We start from the raw sequence: 19,803 nt of genomic DNA on the forward strand, positions 1-19,803 counted from the left end.
TCATTCTCAATACGGTTATTATAAAAAGGGCGCATCCAGGAGTATTGTTCTCATTGGATAGCGCTCTTTGGGTTGTTTAACTTTTGCAGTAATAATCAATATTCTGCAATGACTTACACTCTTTTCCGGGTTCGAGCGGTAGACAGGCGAGACTTGATACCTCGTTTTTTGAATAATCGAGGTGTCTTTCGTTTGCGTTTAACTGCACGATTCGGGTTGTGACGGGAAGTTTTCTTATTTATGGGTTGTGGTGTTGATGGACGTATGGGGAGTTCACATGGTTCCTCCGGTGATTTTTTCAACGCTGTGTAGTTAACAGGCAAGATATTCAATGCCCGCATCGTACGGGGAATTACCTCGTTCATGAACACGGCAAGTTCCCGCTCACGAATGTCCGTCCATTCCGAAATCCCAAGCAGAATATCATCCACATAGCCGGGGTGACATACAATCTCAGTGGTTCCTTCTTGCAGCGTAAACAAATGATGAAGCAGTCGCTGCAAACCTTCATTGTCTCCATAAGTATCCAACAATATCATCTCGGTCATTCGGGGAACAGGCGCTTGGGGAATGGAATGAACGATCTGAGATTTGCGGAGTGGTACATTTTCCCGAATGGCTTTTTCCGCCATAATTTGATATATCATGGGATCGTTCTGATGCAGCAAATGATGGGCATCCAAATGTGTAGGGTAACGAAAGGCTTCTATAAACCGATTCCATTGTGCATCAAGTTCTTTAATGATATCAGCGGGATCTCGTACATATACACTATTTCCGTTATGAAAATAACCATCTTTTTTCACTAAAGAAGATACGCTTCCCGGATCGCAAACAGGGCATCCGTAGGTGAGGTTGAAATGCAAACCGATCCCGAAATCAGGTAGCGACTGTGCAGCATGCACTGCATGATCAAAGCCCGGCATATTGACCATCATCGAAGTACTCGTAATTCCTCCTGATTGATAAGCTTTAATAATGCCATCGTTAATGGCAGGTGACAATCCAAAGTCGTCTGCATTAATAATTACTTGCCTGCTCATGTCCAGTGATCCCCCTCCCTCGGATTGAAAAAATCGAATAGTATCTAGCTAATATATTAAAGGAACAAACAAGGGGATCGTACATTCGCACAGGTTTGCTAAAAATCTTGCTCGTATCAAATCAATACATGACCGTTTCGTCGAATGTGTCAAATTCAGTCTAAACACTGCAAAGTAAGGATGTATGTCCATCCCTGGGGAGAGATATTCAGTTCATATTGCGAATATAATTCACGTAAGTGCTGTCAGTATGGCTCAAACAGACTTGGTATGAAGTAATCTCAGCTGCACAATATCGCGGAAGCACAATGGCGTTATGGGTGTGTTTACTCGGACTCACTAAGGAGGCGATTCCGTCAGATGAAGCCAAAAAAACGTATAAAATTTGGTGGAAACATATTTAAGAAAAATAGAGGAGGAGAGGAACATCACAAGTGCTTTGAAATCGAAGCGGAATTGCTTTTCAAGCTGATTGGCGAGTTGAAAGGAGCCATTGTACAGGTTTTTGCCAATCCGACTTCACACAATGTTTCGCTTCTGATCGAGGTGTTGCGTAAATTACTGGCCCTGATTCATCACTCGGATTTGAAAAAGGGAACCCGCGCAGACCTCGAAGCAGTCTTGGAGCTCACAATTGTATCTGCAGAGGGTGTTCCATTCTCTCCAATTAGTGTGGCGACCAATTTGCAACAATTGCTGGATGTGCTGCTCTCTGTTATTTTACAGGGAAATATCGATTCGGCTGAAAAAGATCAACTTGTCATTTTGATTCGGGCAACTGAATTGGCTATTACTACAGGGCTAAGAAACATTGGGAATCAAGGTCCGGCTGGACCTGCAGGGCCTGCGGGTCCTCAGGGCGTACCTGGACCACAAGGCCCGGCAGGCGTTGCCGGACCTCAAGGTAGTGCAGGACCTGCGGGTACACCGGGAACAGCAGGTGTCACGGGAGCTACCGGCGCAACGGGTGCGGCAGGCCCTGCGGGTGGTGCAACAGGAGCGACAGGTGCAACGGGGAGTACTGGAGCTGTTGGTGCAGCAGGTGTTACAGGAGCAACAGGTGATCCTGGTGTAGCGGGTGCCACGGGAGTCACAGGTGATACGGGTGCAGCCGGAATTGCGGGAGTAACCGGGGCTACAGGTGCCACAGGTGATACGGGACTGACCGGCGCAACCGGGATTATGGGAGTAACTGGCAGCACTGGCGTAACAGGCGCTACGGGTTCGGGAGCTATTATACCGTTTGCTTCTGGCGGACCTGCCATATTGACAACCATTGCTGGTGGACTGGTAGGAACGACAAGTCTCATCGGTTTCGGAAGCTCGGCAACCGGAGTCAGCATTCTGGGTGGCACGATTGATTTGACGGGGACGGTTGTCGGCCCACTCATTAACTTTGCATTCTCTGTCCCACGTGATGGCGTGATCACTTCCATCGCGGCCTATTTTAGTACCACAGCAGCCTTGGCCTTGGTCGGTTCAACGGTGACCATCACCGCGCAATTATTCAGTTCACCTACTCCGGATAATGCATTCACTGCGGTACCAGGGGCCATCGTTACACTGGCGCCGCCACTCACAGGTATTATTGCTTTGGGAAGCATCTCCAATGGCATAACAACCGGATTAGCGATACCGGTGACAGCAGAGACACGTCTTCTGCTCGTATTCTCCGCGACGGCAACTGGACTCAGTCTTGTGAATACCGTTGTTGGCTATGCAAGTGGTGGCGTAAACATTACATGATGCGATATACATTTTGATCTGGGGCCGATTCAATCGTTTCTTTCAAAATCATAAAGTAACCCCATGACTCATGAGAGCCATGGGGTTTGAACTTTTTATACATAGCTGTGATATCTATTACTACCAAGCATTAATAGTAAATGTCATAGCTTCCACCATAACCATTGGGTGAGTAAGCCACAATTTTATGATACCCTTTCAAGTTCTCAAGAGTGATGCTTTTCGTTCCATAATCAGACACGATTACTCTTCCATCTCCCTTCAGGTTTCCACTCATATCTTCAACTTTAAATACATATTCCCCTGTTGTAAGAGGATTAAATCTAAAGGTGACACTTCCACTCAAGTAAATATCGGTACTATATCCTCCATTGAAATATTCTCTTATGGGATTTTGAGCAAAAATATTAATATCTTGTGCTTGGGACTGTTGTTGTGTCTGAACTTCCTGGGAGGAAGGGGGAGTTACCGTATGAGCTTCATCAGCGAATACCGCTGGAACAGATGCTAAAAGCACCGCCATGGAAGAAAGAGCTGCAATTGCTGTTTTTTGATATTTTTTCACAATCAAACATCTCCTTATGGTATATAAAATTTAAAATAGAGTAGAGTTCGTACTTGTCACAAAGACAAAAGATCAATAGAGCAGTAGCTTTCCTCACAGTCATTTCCTAGGATGAGAGTAAGGTTGATCTGGCGCCAAATGTATGTTACAAGATAATCGTACATTTTATTCCAAATATATACAATAAAGTTTGCAGGATTTTCCATGCTGTTTTTGTTAAATATATACTTTATTCATATATAGTTCACAAATTAACATTTATTAGATTGAATGATTACGGAGAAGAGCCCCGCGATTCAAACGCACGATGAACGAAAAAGGTAACAGCAGGATAGATGTCTACTTGACCCCTGGGTTTGAATAGTAACCTTGACCATCAAAACATAGTTTCATAGAACTACTAAATTTGATCATTTAGCAAAATGGAATGCATAATTGCGAAAAAAGAGTATGAACGCGTAAGCGACATGAGACACATAAAAGCATTTAATAGGCTTATTTTCTATATTTTTCAATAAAAGCGCTTGTATATATCGAATAATGATTCTATACTATACCAATAAAATCCAATTAAATTCCTAATTGACTATTATATGTAATTTAAATATTTGCACACTCACTCGAATCACGATCGAAAGTCATATTCACCACTCCTTAGAAAGCGTTCTGCTAACGCTCCTGATTACCCTTCCATATGAATGCTTATAGACATTCACTCTCGTCGCATAACTCAAACATCCAACCTATTACACTCGCGTCTTAACCCTTGAGGTATCAAATCTCCTAAACTACCAAGTGAAAAAACATAGATGAATCGGTGTGTCTCTTCTGACTCATATTGTCCCTAATTCCCTAACCAAACCTGTAAAGGAGGTGAGGCTTTATGTGAAATCCAGGGCGTTTATTCCGTCCGTAATCAAGGTTAGTCTACCGTTTTATTCTGCAGAGAAGGGCATATGTACCAGACTAAATTACAAAACCGGGTAAAGGGAGTGGAAAAGTTTGATAAAGATTAATCGGTTACGCAAGCCCATCTCTATAGTGCTCTCGCTTCTCCTTGCATTTTCGATCATTCATCCGGTTTCAGCTGAAAACTCCACATCATCCAAATTGGATATGAAATCTGGACTTGCCAAAGTTTCGGAGGCCAAAGTAAACGCCAAGTTGACCAAAGAATTTGAAGGTAGTGAATATGTTACCTATCTGGTGAAAATGAAGGAACAGGTGGATACAGCAGCAGTCTCCAAGCAGGCCCTCGAAAAGGCGACTATCGCCAAACAAACGCCTTCAGCCACAAAGCTGTCCGTTCGGAATTCAGTCGTCAGTTCTCTGCGAGAAACGGCCTCACGTTCACAATATCCATTGGAAACTTATCTGGAAAAGGAAGTTGACCTGGGCAAGGTCAAAGAATATAAAAGCTATTTTATTGTCAATTCACTGGCAGTGACGAGTACCAAAGAAGTCATGGAACAGATTGCGCTGCTGCCTGAGGTAGAGAAGATTCTACCGAATGAGACACGATACTTACAGAAAGCCGAAGTGAGTAAAGAACCGGCGAGTGCGGCACCAGCCAAAGATGCTGTGCAAACGCCAGCAGCTAAAGACGCTTCAGTCGGAGTCAAAGATAAAGAGCCTGCTGCAAAGGACAAGCTTGCAACAGAGAACGTGGAATGGAACCTGGATTACATCAATGCGCCAGCCGTATGGGATCGGGGCATCGATGGAACGGGGATTGTCGTTGCCAATCTCGACAGCGGTGTGGACTATACCCACCCTGCGCTTCGCAGCAAATGGCGGGGACTGGATGCTTCGGGCAATATTGTTGATCCCGAACTGAGCTGGTATGATCCGCACAGCAATGCTTCGCTTCCTGCGGACGGAGACGGACATGGTACTCATACAATGGGGACGATGGTTGGCTCGGAACCAGATGGTACCAATCAGATCGGGGTTGCTCCCGGTGCGAAGTGGATAGGTGTACGGATATTTAATCCGGAAACAACAGATGCCATTATTCTGGATGGCGGACAATGGTTGATCGCACCGGTGGATGCGGAAGGTAATCTGCACCCTGAACTTGCACCGGATGTCGTCAACAACTCATGGGGCGGAGGCGCAGGACTGGATGAATGGTTCCGGCCGATGGTGCAAGCCTGGCGTGATGCTCAGATTTTCCCGGAATTCTCTGCAGGAAATGTGAGACTGGGTAACCCGGGCGGACCTGGTTCTGTTGCTAACCCGGCCAACTATCCTGAAAGTTTTGCTACAGGAGCAACGGATATCAACGGAAATCTGGCTTCGTTCTCCCTGCTGGGTCCATCTCCGTATGGCGAGATCAAACCGGAAGTATCTGCCCCTGGTGTCAATATCCGTTCAGCAGTTCCGGGTGGTGTCTATGAGGGAGGCTGGAACGGAACGTCAATGGCAGGCCCGCATACCACTGCACTTGCTGCACTCCTGCTTCAGGCCAACCATTCCCTTACGGTGGATCAGCTGGAGCAGATCATTACAGATACAGCCACACCGAGAACAGATAGTCAGTATCCGACATCTCCTAATAACGGCTACGGTCACGGCATTATTAATGCGCTTGATGCGGTGGGTTCTGTACTCGAAGGAATCGGCACAGTATCCGGCAGAGTGGTTACAGCCGGAGATGATCTGGAAGAGCCGGTACTGGAACACACACCTGTCAATTCAGCCTTTACAGGCATTGATATTCCATTAACGGCGCATGTGACAGATAACGTCGCGGTAGTCTCCGTCGAGGCTTTTGCCAAAACGACAGGTACCAACCAGTACGTCTATCTGCCGATGAATCGAATTGCCGGAGATAGCAAAGATGGAACTTACACAGCAACCATTCCTGCCTTTCTCATTGAGCCACAAGGTGTGGAGTATTATATCCGCGTGAATGACTATGGCAATAACGGATTCGATAGTCAGGTATACAAGGTGGCTGTCTCCAATGGTGTTCAACCCGGATATCTTCAGGATTTTGAAGAAGATCAGCTGGGCTTCACCACTGGCGGTACGGGAAGTACATGGGTATGGGGAGCACCAAGCAGTGGTCCTGGTAGTGCATACTCCGGTGAAAAGGTGATTGCAACCAACCTGCAAGGTACTTATCTGGCGAATAGCAATGCATATCTGCTTGCGCCGCCAATTGATCTTACTGAGAGCCCGGAAGGCGCGTTATTGTCTTTCAAACACTGGTATGATCTGGAGAATAACATCGACTTTGGCAAGGTATATATCGCTTCCGAGGATAGCGATTATGTGTTCGAAGAGTTGTTAAGCTTCACGGGTACGGGTGGTAACTGGAAAAAACAATATGTGGACCTTCGCGCATACGCGGGTCAGCAGGTATTTATCAAATTCAATCTGACCAGTGATAACTCGGTGCAGAAGGCTGGTTGGTATATTGATGATTTCGCAGTTGAAGAATTGGATGAGCTTGCACCGGAAGCTCCTGCGGGATTGACTGCAACTGCCGATATTCTGGGCAACGTAGCCTTGAGCTGGACTGGAGCGAGCGATGAGGATCTCGAATCCTATGTCGTATATCGTTCCACAACCGCAGGTACAGGTTATGAAGGTATTGGAAGCACGACAGGAACAACGTTTACGGATACAACTACAGTTACTGATTCGACCTATTACTATGCCGTTGCTGCACTGGATTATAGTGGAAATGAAAGTGACAAGTCTAATGAGGTCTCCATTACAGTGGAGGTGCCTGAGGATATCTACATCGATCACTTCGACGGCAGTGATGATAATGGCTGGACTCATTCGGGAACCAAAGATGAGTGGGAACGCGGCATTCCGGTAACGGGACCTGCCAGCGCCGTTTCTCCGCCGAATGTGTGGGCGACTGATCTCGACAATACGTACGAGAATGGATCCAACTATTCGCTCGTATCTCCGGTCATCGATTTGACGGATGTATCCGAAGGAACACTCACGTTTAATCATTGGTACGAGATTGAGAGTGGATACGATTATGGATATGTGGAAGTCACCAAAGATGGTGGGACAACATGGTCAGAACTGGGCAAATTCTCACATAGTACAAACGGTAAACAATGGACACCGGTATTTTATGATCTGGATACACTTACAGGCAATGAAGTACAATTCCGGTTCCGTCTGACTTCAGACAACAGTGTTGTGAAAACAGGTTGGTTCATTGATGATTTCCGTGTACTGGGTGTTGCGGTGGAGACGGTTACAGAGGACAATGCCATCGTGCTTAACAGTGACAAACCAAAACCGTCCTATGATAACCCATGGTACAAAATTACGCGGACAGACAAAGCGGAATTCAACAAAACGAAACAGCAACAACCGGAAGTCGAAAAACCAGGCGCAGGTTCGGTTAATCCACAAAGCCTGCCTGCAAGTGCAACGGTTACCGTACTGGAAACCGGACGTTCGGTGAAAACGGATTCGGCTACAGGCAAGTACAGCTTCACACACGTAGCAGGTGATTACACATTAAAAGCTGAGGCGTATGGATATTATCCTCGTACCCAGCAGGTGACAATCACCGATGGCAGTGGAGCCAAAGCCAACTTTAATCTGGAGGCAATCCCGCATGGACAGATTGAAGGTGTAGTAACGGATGAGCGGACAGGACAACCACTGGCTGATGCTTCCGTTCTCGTGGTGGAAGATGCGAATGTAGGTGAAGTTCACACAGGTTCAGATGGCAGCTTCGTTATTCAGGTATTGGAAGGAAGCTACACTCTATCCATCCGGGCTGCGGATTATTACAGTAAGACGGTTACTGTGACTGTACCTGGTAATGGTACGGCAGAGGCGAATGTTGCCTTGAAGCCGTTCATCGGTTTTCCAGGGGAAATTGCTTATGATGATGGAACAGCAGAGAACGCACGAGCTTTTAACGCTGCGGATAACGCTTGGGCAGTTCGAATGACACCAGAGCTGGAGACCGCACAACTGACGGGTGCATCGTTCCGCTTCTGGAACACCGAATGGCCTGTACCTGGAGGTACAGCGTTCCAATATGCCGTCTATGATGCATCGGGTGCTGGCGGAGCTCCGGGACGACAACTAGCTGGACCATTTGACGGTACTGCACTTCGTAACGATCAATGGACAACCGTTGAATTCCCGGAACCGGTCATTGTAACGGGTGATTTCTATATCGTGTATGTACAGAGCTTAGCTGGAACTAGCGCTCCGGGACTCGCTACCGATGAGGATGGTCCAAATGCAGGTCGAAGCTGGCAGCGAGTAGGTGGGGCGTGGAGCACTTCACCTGCAGAAGAAGGTAACTACATGATTCGTGCAGTTGTGAGATATCCGGTAAATGCACCTGTGCTCACAGCACCTGCGAACACATATACGAATCAATCAACTTTCACCGTGTCGGGAACCTCTCCGGCATCCGGCGCTCAGATTAAGATCTACAACGGCAAAGATCTGGCTGGTACAACAACTGTCGCAAATGGGAAGTTCTCATACGGTGTGAAACTCCGTTCTGGGATTAATGCGATTACGGCCGAGGCTGTGGTGGACGGAAAAACAACCGACCGTTCACTGCCCGTTGTCATCATTTTGGATCAAACCAAACCACAGTTGACCATCACGAGCCCGACGGAAGGAAGCCGGATCAACACGGAAGTTGTTCATGTAACAGGTAATGTCGTGGAACAATTCCTCGATAAGTTGACTGTTAACGGACAAACCGTACAAGTGGGCAAAGACAGAAGCTTCAGTCATCGCGTATTGGTTAACGAAGGCGAGAACACGATAACCATTACAGCAACCGATCTTGCTGGCAACAAAACAACGGTAACCCGCACCGTATACGTGGAAACGGCGTTGCCAGAACTTACGAATATTACGCCAGCTGAAGATGTTCGAATCACATCAGGGGAGAGTGTCACCGTATCGTTTGACAGTAAACCTGGACTGCAAGCATCTTTCAGGATTCAGTTACCGCTGAATCTAAATGCCCCAGGGGCAGGAGAGATTCCATTGGTGGAGACTGAGCCAGGTCGTTACACGGGTACGTACACAACACCTTCATCCCTTACTCTTGAGGGTGGAGTCATTGTAATTCGTGCTCAGGATGCAGCTGGCAACAAAGTAGAAGCCGAAGCAGCTGGACGATTGTTCGTCAGCGCAGCACAGGAACAATCCAATCCAGAACCAGATTCGAGTCCTGAAGTGGACGAATCCAATGAACCTGCTCCATCGTCTGCTGAGGGTCTTCAACCTTAATTATTTCAAAGTATGTCATGGAAGATAACTGTATTTAGCACATTGAAGCAAGAAGCCGATAAGCCGAGGTATCCTGGCTTGTCGGCTTTTTGTTATACCCTCTTTTCATAGCTGACGCCTAAGATTAGTTCGAGCAAAATGCATATACTGCATGGTTTGCAGCATTAGGATTAACAAATACGATGACAGGAGGAGTGAACTGTGGGAGTTGATGCAGTACAACGATCCCAACCGTTACGAAGTAAATGGCTCAAAACCAAAATGTTGCTGAATAACTCGGCGATCAAACCATTTATCCCTGATACACAACGATATAGCCAATCCAACTTGAAGACCATGCTGGAGAAATATAGGATGGTATATGTCAAACCCGAGATAGGCACCTTTGGAATGGGAGTCATTAAAGCTGAAATGCACAATCAGCACTACTTCGCCTACCAGATTGGTCAAAAGCGTCTGACGTTCAACAGCTTTGAGTCATTCTATCGAAGCCTGACCCATCGAATTAAGCAAAAAAGCTATCTCATTCAACGAGGTATCCATCTGCTGCAACATAATAACAGGCGCTTTGACATTCGGGTAATGGTTCAATTAAATCCCGGGCAGGCGTGGGAAGCGACAGGGGTCATAGGCCGACTGGGTCATCCAAAGAAAATTGTGACCAACTACCATAGCGGTGCGAAGCCAATGAGCATTCACACGTTGTTGAGATCCCATGCCTCTGACAAGCGGATTAACGAATTGATCCAGGAGATGAATCACCTGGGCATCCATATCGCTCGGCACATGCGGAAGAAATACACGCGTTTGAGAAGCATTGGGGTGGATATCGGGCTTGATCGAAGTCTGACTCCATGGATTATTGAGGTAAACGCGAAGCCAGATCCCTATATATTCAATCAGTTAAAGGACAAGACAATGTATCGCAAGGTGATTCGATATTATCGTCAGAACGCACTATAATGAATGACGATGTCAAAGCGAATCCAGAAAATCATGTGAAAATAAATATGAAAATGAAGCATCCATCGGGATGCTTTTTCTTTTGCTTGCATATGACAGCAGGGAAGTATTCTCCTTTCTTCACATTAATGATATAACATGATATATTAGGATGTAGAACATGAGAAGTATGGGTATTTATGGAGGTGCTTGTATTGGGGAAAGACTCGGCATCCAAGCCGATGTATGAACAGATCTTTGAATCCTTGCGCGAACGGATACAGCTTCATCAATATCAAGTGGGTGAGCGTGTTCCTTCGGAGAAGGAATTATGTGATGAATTTGGAGTTAGCCGGATTACGACGAAAAAAGCGCTTGAGATGTTGGCGAGTGAACAATTGATTGTACGTCAGCCGGGACGGGGTTCTTTTGTAGCCGATACGGCAGAGGGTATGCAGGAAAGACCTAACAGACCTGCTCCGCATGGTGCGGTTAAAGATCCAGAGAAGAAGCTGCTCATTGGTCTGGTCATTACCAACTTCAGTGATATGTATGGTACAGAACTGTTATATGGCATGGAAGAAGCTTCACGAGAGCATGATTGTTTTCTCGTACTTAGACGATCCTTCGGGATTCCCGAGCAGGAGGAACGCAGCATTCAGGAACTGCTGGAACTGGGTGTGGACGGATTGATCATTTTCCCTGCACAGGGTGAATATTTCAGCGATGAGATTCTTAAACTGGTCGTGAACAAATTCCCGTTTGTTCTGATTGACCGGTATCTGAAAGGCATTCCAGCTTCTTCGGTCAGTACGGATAACGTAGGGGCGGCGAGAGAAGGGATGAATTATCTGTTCAACCTGGGTCATCGACACATTGCTTTTCTTACACAGCCTCCGGCCAACACCACACCGATTGAAGAACGAATTGAAGGGATTATTGAGGCACATCATGATCAAGGTGTGCTGGTGAACAGAGAATTGTGGTTGGAATCTTTTCTTTCGACATTGCCTAGTGTGTTCGATCCTCAGGTCGAGGTCCGCGATGTGGAGACACTGGTAGAACATTTGCAGAAATATCCGGAGATTACTGCACTCTTTGCTGCGGAATACCATATTGCTTTGCTAGCGGAACAGGCAGCCGATCGACTTGGTCTGAAGATTCCGGAGGATTTGTCCATCATTTGTTTTGACAGTCCAAACGCTGCCGAAGGAAGCCGGGTAACACATATGCGACAGAGTCAGTTTGATATGGGGAAACAAGCATTCGAGATGGTGCTCCAAAATATGCAGAACAACGAAATGGCAGTGAACAGGGTTGTTTTGCCTGCCCGATTGGTGAAGGGGAAATCAACGAGTATAGTGAAACAAAAGGGTTAATTTTAGCGGCCTATATTCATTGAGTGTAATCAGAGACTTCGTGAAAACGAGGTCTCTTTTTGGTATGGATAAAAAGGGAAACATCACCTTGATTGGTATATTATTTAGATTAAAAAATGATAATAACATGCTAATATACAAATAAATATATTGACATAACATTATATTCGTTTTAGGATGATGAAAGCGGTTAATAAACTGGATTACATAAGGAGGACAACATGCTGACACCCAGAGAAGATCAAGACATTTCCCCCTCGATATACGACATGATTGATCGAGTTAACAAACGTATGCCGGATTATCCGGAACTTAACCAAATGTTTAAAAACTGTTTTACCAATACGATGGCGACTACCATTCAGCGCAAAGAAGATGGAACAACTTTTGTGATTACGGGAGATATCCCTGCCATGTGGTTACGTGATTCTGCTGCACAGGTCAGACCATATCTGGTTCTCGCTTCAGAGGATGAAGATATCGCCGACATGATCGCTGGACTGGTTGAACGGCAACTGAATTATATTCTTCTAGACCCTTATGCAAACGCTTTTAATGAGACAGAGAGTGGGAAAGGACATCAGGAAGATCTAACGCAGATGAATGATTGGATCTGGGAACGGAAGTATGAGATTGACTCTCTGGCTTATCCAATTCAGCTCAGTTATCTCCTGTGGAAGAACACGGGAAGAACAACTCAATTCAATGATACGTTCCGCAAAGCAACCCAGATTATCATGCAGTTATGGCAAGTGGAGCAGCATCATGAGACGAAATCACCCTACACGTTCCGACGTCTGGATGCGCCCGAAACCGATACGCTCAGCCGAGATGGACGAGGTACTGAAACAGCCTATACAGGCATGACATGGTCGGGATTCCGTCCCAGCGATGATCGCTGTGAATATGGTTATCTTATACCATCCAATATGTTCGCCGTTGTGGCGCTGAGATATCTACAGGAAATTGCCGAAGTCGTGTTCGAGGATAAAGGGCTGTCAGCAACTGCTCAGCAGTTGGAGGAACAGATCAACAAAGGTATTCAGGATTATGGTACTGTCGAACATCCGGAATATGGCACCATATATGCGTACGAAACCGACGGGAAAGGCAATCACAATCTGATGGATGATGCCAATGTACCAAGCCTGCTGTCTTTACCTTATCTCGGATATGTTGATGAGAACGACGAGGTGTATCAGAATACACGCCGATTCATTCTATCCTCACACAACCCTTATTTCTATGAGGGAACAGCAGCAGCTGGAATCGGTAGTCCACATACACCGGATGGGTACATCTGGCATATCGCTTTATCGATGCAGGGGCTGACTACAACGGATCGCAACGAAAAACTGCGATTGCTCCAGCTTATCCAACAGACGGATGCGGGCACCGGACTTACCCATGAAGGCTTTTCGGCTAACGATCCACATGAGTATACCCGCCCATGGTTTTCATGGTCCAACATGCTCTTTAGTGAACTGATGATGGATTATTGCGGATTCCGCGTAGAGAAATAGGATTACGCACAGAAATAGATAGGAAAGCAAGAGAGAACCTGCGAGTACATCATAACGTTCGGAGTTCGTTGAATTCCGACAAGAGGAGAGCGAACCATGAGAAAAATATCTTTGAAAATGCCGGTAGCAGCAGTTATGACATCCTTGCTCATTCTAACGACAGCTTGTTCAGGCGGAAGTTCAAGTACAGGCACAACCAGTGATGGCAAGAAGGAAGTAACCGTATCGTTCCGTTCTTCAGGATCTGAAGATACACTTACGAAGTTTTTCCAATCCGGATTGGTGGATCAATTCGAGAAAGAAAATCCGGATATCAAAATCAACATTGCTCCTGTATTGGCAAGTGAAGGTGATTATACGTCCAAAATGGTTTTGCAGATGAAATCGCCTGACACGGCGCCTGATGTTATTGCCGAAGATACATCTATTATCAAATCCGATGCTGCTGCGGGATATCTGGAGCCGCTGGATACACAGGTTCAGGGCTGGTCCGATTGGGAAGAACACATCATCGACAACCTGAAGGCAGGGGTTACGGGTGAAGATGGCAAGGTATACGGTGTTCCGGCTACCTCGGATACACGCGGGATCTGGTACAACAAGGAATTGTTTCAACAGGCAGGTCTGGAAGTTCCATTCAAACCTGCAAGCTGGGCAGAAGTACTCGAAGCAGCACGTACCATCAAGCAAAAACTGCCAGGTGTGACACCGCTTAATATGATCGTGGGCAAAGCAAACGGTGAAGGGGTTACCATGCAGACGCTGGAAATGCTGCTCTATGGTACGGCAGACACATTGTATGACGATACCAGCAAGAAATGGGTCGTGAACAGCCCGGGCCTTCTGGATTCATTCAAATTCATAGATCAAGTGTTCAACACGGATAAAACAGGTCCGACTATGCAGGTCGCCTTGAATGGACAAGCTGGCAGTATTGCATTCCAGCAACAGTTCCCGCAAGACAAACTGGCGATGGCTGTAGATGGTAGCTGGGCAGGTTCGACATGGGCCGAGAACGGTGCTGCTCCAATTGCCAACGTCGAAGAGAAAATAGGTTTTGCGCCATTCCCGACACAAAATGGGGAAGCACCTGGAGCAACGACGATGTCTGGAGGATGGGCTTGGTCCGTTCCTGCACAAGCGAAGAACAAGGAAGAAGCTTGGAAATTTATCGAGTTTCTGATGAATAAGGAAAATGCGACTGCACGCGTAATAGCGGAAGGCAGCCTCAGTCCACGTAATGATTCCACAGAAGTTGAAGGGTATACGGATCGTCCATATACCAAAGAAGCACAGGAACTCTTGAATGTGGCTCACTTCCGTCCGGCGAACGATCAGTATGCAACGGTATCCGCACAATTGCAAAGTATCGTAGAGAGTATTGCCTCTGGCAAGCTGACGCCGGAAGACGGAATTACGCAATTGAAGGACAACGTATCCCGCTCCCTTGGCGCGGACAGCATCGAAGAGAAATAAGGATATCGATATATTCGGAGGGGGAGGAACAATCTCCCCTTTTTCCGGTTCGAATGGAGAGTGACTTATGAAAAGGAAAGCACCAGGCTCATTTCTGTTTCTCATGCCTTCCGTACTGTTATTACTCGTGTTTTTCATTGTTCCCATCATTCTGACGATCTGCTTTGCCTTTACGAATATGGCTCTGACCGGGGCGGCAGCCAAGAGTCTGGAGTTCGTCGGATTTCAGAATTTCATTAATATGTTCCATGATCCGGACTTCCGCATTAGTGTCTGGCGTACGCTGGTCTTTCTCATCTTCTCCGCAGTGATTGGTCAGGTATTGCTTGGGTTCATTCTGGCTCTTCTAATGAAGGAAAAAAATGTGACGTTCCGCCGGGTCATTGGCATCATCGTCATTGCTGGCTGGGTGACACCCGAGATTGTGGTGGCATTCTGTATGGTTGCCTTTTTCAGTGACAATGGTTCATTGAATCAGATTCTTGGCTGGTTTGGGGCGAATCCGATCTCCTGGTTGTTCAGTTTCCCAATGGTGAGTGTCATTATCGCAAATATTTGGCACGGCACAGCCTTTTCGATGATGGTCTACCAATCGGCTCTGGATGATATTCCGAAGGAAGTCGAAGAAGCTGCCATTATTGACAGTGCTACAGGGTTCCAGATCGTCAGACACATTACAATTCCAATGGTAAAAGGGTCGATCGTGACCAACATGATGTTGGTTACCCTACAGACACTGGGTGTGTTCACGCTGATCTATACGATGACCGGTGGTGGCCCGGGTACTTCGACACAAACCTTGCCAATCTTCATGTACAACCAGGCCTTTGTGAATTATCAGTTTGGATATGGTACAGCCATTTCGCTGGTTCTGCTGTTCATCGGTATCATCGCCAGCCTGTTCTACATGCGATCCATGAAAGTGAAAGTGTAACCATGAAGGAGGTTCGATCCCTATGGTCAAACATGGGCTTCAACGTAAAATCCAGTACGGGATTCTAGTCTTTCTAGGGCTCTGTTTTTTATTGCCGCTGCTCTGGATCATTTTGGCTTCATTTGATCCGAACGCACAGCAGGGCATCAAAATGCCCAGTACCTGGACCATTCAAAATTTCAAGGATGTACTCGGGGATGCGAGCAATCTTCGTTCATTCGGTGTCGGCCTGATTCTGTCGGGAGGGCAAGCGGTATTGGTTGTTTTGGTATCAGTACTTGCTGCGTATCCTCTGTCCCGTTATGAAATGAGATTTAAAAAGAGCTTCCTGTTATCCATTCTGTTCATGACAGCTCTTCCGATTACGGCCGTGATGGTTCCGGTATTTCAAATGTTTCTGTTCTTCAAAATGCAAAATAGCATCATTGCCACCATGCTGTTCCTGACCGCATCTTCACTTCCTTACGGTATCTGGATGATGAAAAACTTCATGGATTCGGTGCCCATTGATCTGGAAGAATCGGCATGGATTGATGGCGCGTCCGTCTGGAATGGCTTGAGACGAATCGTAGCACCATTGATGTTGCCAGGTATTGCAACGATAGCGATATTTACCTTTTCGGGAAGTTGGGGCAACTTCTTCGTGCCATATATCCTGCTCCAGACACCGGAGAAACTTCCGGCATCGGTCACGATCTATCAATTCTTCGGCAGCCACGGCATGGTTGAATACGGCAGATTGGCTGCATTTTCACTACTTTATACGATGCCTTCGGTTGTGCTATATATCTTCTCCCAGCGTTACATGTCCAAAGGCTTCAGCATGGGCGGGGCAACCAAAGGTTAATGACAGGAGGTACGCAACATGACAACCAAAAAGACGGCACATCTCATCTCGCATACCCATTGGGACCGGGAATGGTATATGCCTTATGAACATCATCATGTTCTTCTCATTGAGCTGATGGATAAACTGCTGGACACGCTCGATCAGGACCCGGAATATCGTTATTTCCATCTGGACGGGCAGACGATTATTCGTGAGGATTATTTGCAGGTTCGGCCTGAACAACAGGAGAGACTTGACCGCTATATTCGTGAAGGACGGATTCATTTTGGCCCATGGTATGTGTTACAGGATGAGTTTCTGACCAGCAGCGAGGCCAACTTGCGAAATCTGCTCATCGGTCATCGTGATGCTCGTCCATTCGGTGTGATATCCAAGACGGGGTACTTCCCTGACTCATTCGGAAATATGGGACAGGCACCGCAGATTCTGCAACAGGCGGACATTCATAACGCGATCTTCGGGCGCGGGGTAAAGCCTACCGGATTCAATAATGCCGTGGTTGATGCGGATAGTTACGAATCTCCCTATTCCGAGATGATCTGGCGTTCGCCGGATGGCTCGGAAGTGCTCGGTATTTTGTTCGCGAATTGGTACTGCAATGGGATGGAAGTTCCGGTTGAACCAGAGAAAGCTCAAGTATACTGGGATAAAAATCTGGAGGATGCCGAGAAATTCGCCTCGACTCCACATCTGTTGTTCATGAATGGTTGTGATCATCAGCCGATCCAGACGGATCTGCCTGAGGCTTTACGCACGGCGGCTGCGTTGTATCCGGATGTGGAATTTATTCACTCCAATTTTGACGATTACATTGAGGCGGTTACGAAAGATGTCCCTGAAAATCTGGCGACCATTGAAGGTGAACTTCGCAGTCAGCATACGGATGGTTGGGGAACACTGGTGAACACGGCATCCGCACGGGTTTATCTGAAACAGTTGAATCAGCAGGGGCAGACGTTGCTCGAAAAAGTAGCTGAACCACTGGCCGCCATGGCCCATGTAGCCGGGGTTAAAGATTATCCGCATCATCTGTTAACACATGCTTGGAAGATGCTGATGCAGAACCACCCGCATGATAGCATCTGCGGATGCAGTGTGGATGAGGTTCACCGTGAGATGGTGACCCGCTTCGCCAAGAGCAGACAGCTTGCAGAGAAATTGGTTTCCCAGAGCGCGCAAGCGATTGCTGAATCCATTCGTGCGCAACCTGCTGAGGCTTGGGGAGAGGAAGCCGTGCCGTTCACTGTATTCAACACGAGTGGGTGGAATCGAAATGGCATCATGGAGATGGATCTTATTGTGGACAAAGCCTTTTTCCCGGAAGGGCCTAATCCTCAGGCACTTGCACAGAAGGTGGAAAAAGATGCACTGCCAGCATATCAACTGGTCGATTCGGATGGACACACGTACTCGGCTGAAATCAAGGATCTGGGTGCACATTTCGGTTATGAACTTCCGAAGGATCGCTTCCGACAGCCTTATATGGCTCGTAAAGTTAGAGTGACTTTCCAGGCGGTGGATGTACCTTCGCTGGGTTATAAGACGTATGCTCTTATTCCAGTTCAGAAGCAAACAGAGATTGCTGAAGTGCCCGCTACGAGCGAACTCGTTCAGGTTCAGGGAATGATGATGGAAAACGGTCATTTGCGGGTGACGATTGAAGAGAATGGTACGGCAACGATTGAAGATAAGGTCTCCGGTGCTGTATACAGGGGCTTGAATTCATATGAAAATACCGGTGATATCGGCAATGAATACGTCTATCGTCAGCCTGACGGAGAGATGACGCTGACCACGAAGCATCTGAAGGCAGACCTGCGGATCGTGGAGCAATCTCCGTATCGTGCAGTCATGGAGAGTGTATTACACTGGGACATTCCTGCTGGAGCAGATGAACTGTTCGAGCTGGAGAAGCGCCAAATGGTTCCTTTTACAGAACGGAAGGCACAGCGGGTGAAGAACACGGTTCCGCTGGTAATTACGACAACGTATACGCTGGAAGCAGGCAGTAATATGGTCAAAGTAAAATCTGAATTTAACAATCAGGCCAAGGATCATCGGCTGCGTGCACTCTTTCCATCCGGACTGGTGACAGAGGAACATTATGCAGATTCCATCTTTGAGGTTGCCAAACGTTCGAACACACCAGCCAAGGAATGGGTGAATCCGAGTAATGCGCAGCATCAGCAAACCTTTGTACATGTGACGGATGGTGACCGTGGCTTGATGATTGCAAACAAAGGGCTGAATGAATACGAGATTTTACAGCATGAAGAGGGCAGTACGATTGCGGTAACGCTGCTGCGTGCTTCCTCGGAACTGGGAGATTGGGGTGTGTTTGAAACACCAGAAGCCCAATGTCTGGGACATCAGAGTGTGGAATATGCGATTATTCCATTTGCAGGTGATGCTGCACAGTCGGGAGCATGTGCTTCCGCATATGTGTATCCAATTCCGTGGACGACTGTGCAGCTAGGATCATTAGCACGCACTTTTGAGTGGGAAGTTCATGCCGGAGCTGATGGGCAGAAGGTGGAGTTGCCTCTGTCGAAGCAATGGTTAGCGTGGAATACACAAAGTTCGTCACTAGCCTTCTCCACATTGAAGATCGCGGAGGAAACGGGAGACGTGATCGCTCGCTGGTATAATCTGAATACCGAAGCCGCAGAGTTGAACGTTCAGCCTGGATTCGAATGCGCCTATGTCTATGAGAGCGATGTGCTGGAACGGGTCAAGGACACGTTGGAAGAGGACAGCCAGACGATATCCGGGTTCAAGATTGTTACACAAGGGTATGCGTTACGTTGAGTTGATGTTTGAACATTATTATCTTAGGAACCTCCTGTTCGCGGTAGCGTGGACAGGAGGTTTTGTCATGTGTCCCGTTAAATGCACCCACACCCAAAGTAATATGGGAAAACCGCATACATACCTAATGATATACGTGTCGTGATTTTATACATTTATTGTCGTGAGTTTCTATTAAAAATACATTAACTCTGTGATAACTTATAGATAAATGTCAGAATATTATATAAGATGAATGTAACATTTACATGTAAACGAAGAGTGCAGAACCAATCTGTAGAA

11 protein-coding genes are annotated in these 19,803 nt (G+C 46.8%); 9 read left to right on the forward strand and 2 right to left on the reverse strand.

Annotated features, from left to right (window positions below):
- Nucleotides 1-113: 113 nt before the first annotated feature.
- Nucleotides 114-1,043, reverse strand: a complete 930-nt coding sequence (locus MKX40_RS13835; protein ID WP_339242381.1) for a ChbG/HpnK family deacetylase — start codon at nt 1,041-1,043, stop codon at nt 114-116.
- A gap of 360 nt (nt 1,044-1,403) precedes the next feature.
- Between MKX40_RS13835 and MKX40_RS13840 the strand changes: the two genes are divergently transcribed.
- Nucleotides 1,404-2,789, forward strand: a complete 1,386-nt coding sequence (locus MKX40_RS13840) for an exosporium glycoprotein BclB-related protein (RefSeq protein ID WP_339242383.1) — start codon at nt 1,404-1,406, stop codon at nt 2,787-2,789.
- Between the two features lie 130 nt (nt 2,790-2,919).
- On the opposite strand, the gene MKX40_RS13845 is transcribed toward MKX40_RS13840, so the two are convergent.
- Complete coding sequence (locus MKX40_RS13845; RefSeq protein ID WP_339242384.1) at nt 2,920-3,354, reverse strand: hypothetical protein; 435 nt, start codon at nt 3,352-3,354, stop codon at nt 2,920-2,922.
- A gap of 1,002 nt (nt 3,355-4,356) precedes the next feature.
- On the opposite strand from MKX40_RS13845, the gene MKX40_RS13850 reads away from it, so the two are divergent.
- The 8 genes from MKX40_RS13850 (at nt 4,357) to MKX40_RS13885 (ending at nt 19,521) form a co-directional block, all read left to right on the forward strand.
- A complete protein-coding gene (locus MKX40_RS13850; RefSeq protein WP_339242386.1) occupies nt 4,357-9,609 on the forward strand; it encodes a S8 family serine peptidase in 5,253 nt (1,750 codons plus the stop codon).
- A 201-nt stretch (nt 9,610-9,810) separates the two neighbouring features.
- Nucleotides 9,811-10,572, forward strand: coding sequence for a YheC/YheD family protein (locus MKX40_RS13855; protein WP_339242388.1), 762 nt, complete (start codon nt 9,811-9,813; stop codon nt 10,570-10,572).
- A gap of 185 nt (nt 10,573-10,757) precedes the next feature.
- Nucleotides 10,758-11,930, forward strand: coding sequence for a GntR family transcriptional regulator (locus MKX40_RS13860; RefSeq protein WP_339243057.1), 1,173 nt, complete (start codon nt 10,758-10,760; stop codon nt 11,928-11,930).
- A gap of 221 nt (nt 11,931-12,151) precedes the next feature.
- Nucleotides 12,152-13,453 carry a glycoside hydrolase family 125 protein gene (locus tag MKX40_RS13865; RefSeq protein ID WP_339242390.1) on the forward strand — a complete coding sequence of 434 codons (1,302 nt, stop codon included), beginning with the start codon at nt 12,152-12,154 and terminating at the stop codon, nt 13,451-13,453.
- A 96-nt stretch (nt 13,454-13,549) separates the two neighbouring features.
- Nucleotides 13,550-14,929, forward strand: a complete 1,380-nt coding sequence (locus MKX40_RS13870) for an extracellular solute-binding protein (protein ID WP_339242392.1) — start codon at nt 13,550-13,552, stop codon at nt 14,927-14,929.
- 67 nt (nt 14,930-14,996) lie between these two features.
- Entirely contained in the window at nt 14,997-15,863 is an 867-nt protein-coding gene (locus MKX40_RS13875) for a sugar ABC transporter permease (RefSeq protein ID WP_091016580.1), read from the forward strand.
- A 22-nt stretch (nt 15,864-15,885) separates the two neighbouring features.
- Nucleotides 15,886-16,710, forward strand: coding sequence for a carbohydrate ABC transporter permease (locus MKX40_RS13880; RefSeq protein WP_339242395.1), 825 nt, complete (start codon nt 15,886-15,888; stop codon nt 16,708-16,710).
- 18 nt (nt 16,711-16,728) lie between these two features.
- Nucleotides 16,729-19,521 (forward strand): alpha-mannosidase, encoded by a 2,793-nt coding sequence (locus MKX40_RS13885; RefSeq protein ID WP_339242397.1) that lies wholly within the window; start codon nt 16,729-16,731, stop codon nt 19,519-19,521.
- Nucleotides 19,522-19,803 lie beyond the last annotated feature (282 nt).

Origin of the sequence: Paenibacillus sp. FSL R5-0517 (genome assembly GCF_037974355.1) — a bacterium.
Lineage (GTDB): Bacteria > Bacillota > Bacilli > Paenibacillales > Paenibacillaceae > Paenibacillus.

What these genes read in the sequence shown, in the direction of transcription:
- MKX40_RS13885 (WP_339242397.1), top strand. Translation starts at nt 16,729, where the DNA reads ATGACAACCAAAAAGACGGCACATCTCATCTCGCATACCCATTGGGAC.
- MKX40_RS13870 (WP_339242392.1), top strand. Translation starts at nt 13,550, where the DNA reads ATGAGAAAAATATCTTTGAAAATGCCGGTAGCAGCAGTTATGACATCC.
- MKX40_RS13835 (WP_339242381.1), bottom strand. Translation starts at nt 1,043, where the DNA reads ATGAGCAGGCAAGTAATTATTAATGCAGACGACTTTGGATTGTCACCT.
- MKX40_RS13875 (WP_091016580.1), top strand. Translation starts at nt 14,997, where the DNA reads ATGAAAAGGAAAGCACCAGGCTCATTTCTGTTTCTCATGCCTTCCGTA.
- MKX40_RS13840 (WP_339242383.1), top strand. Translation starts at nt 1,404, where the DNA reads ATGAAGCCAAAAAAACGTATAAAATTTGGTGGAAACATATTTAAGAAA.
- MKX40_RS13865 (WP_339242390.1), top strand. Translation starts at nt 12,152, where the DNA reads ATGCTGACACCCAGAGAAGATCAAGACATTTCCCCCTCGATATACGAC.
- MKX40_RS13880 (WP_339242395.1), top strand. Translation starts at nt 15,886, where the DNA reads ATGGTCAAACATGGGCTTCAACGTAAAATCCAGTACGGGATTCTAGTC.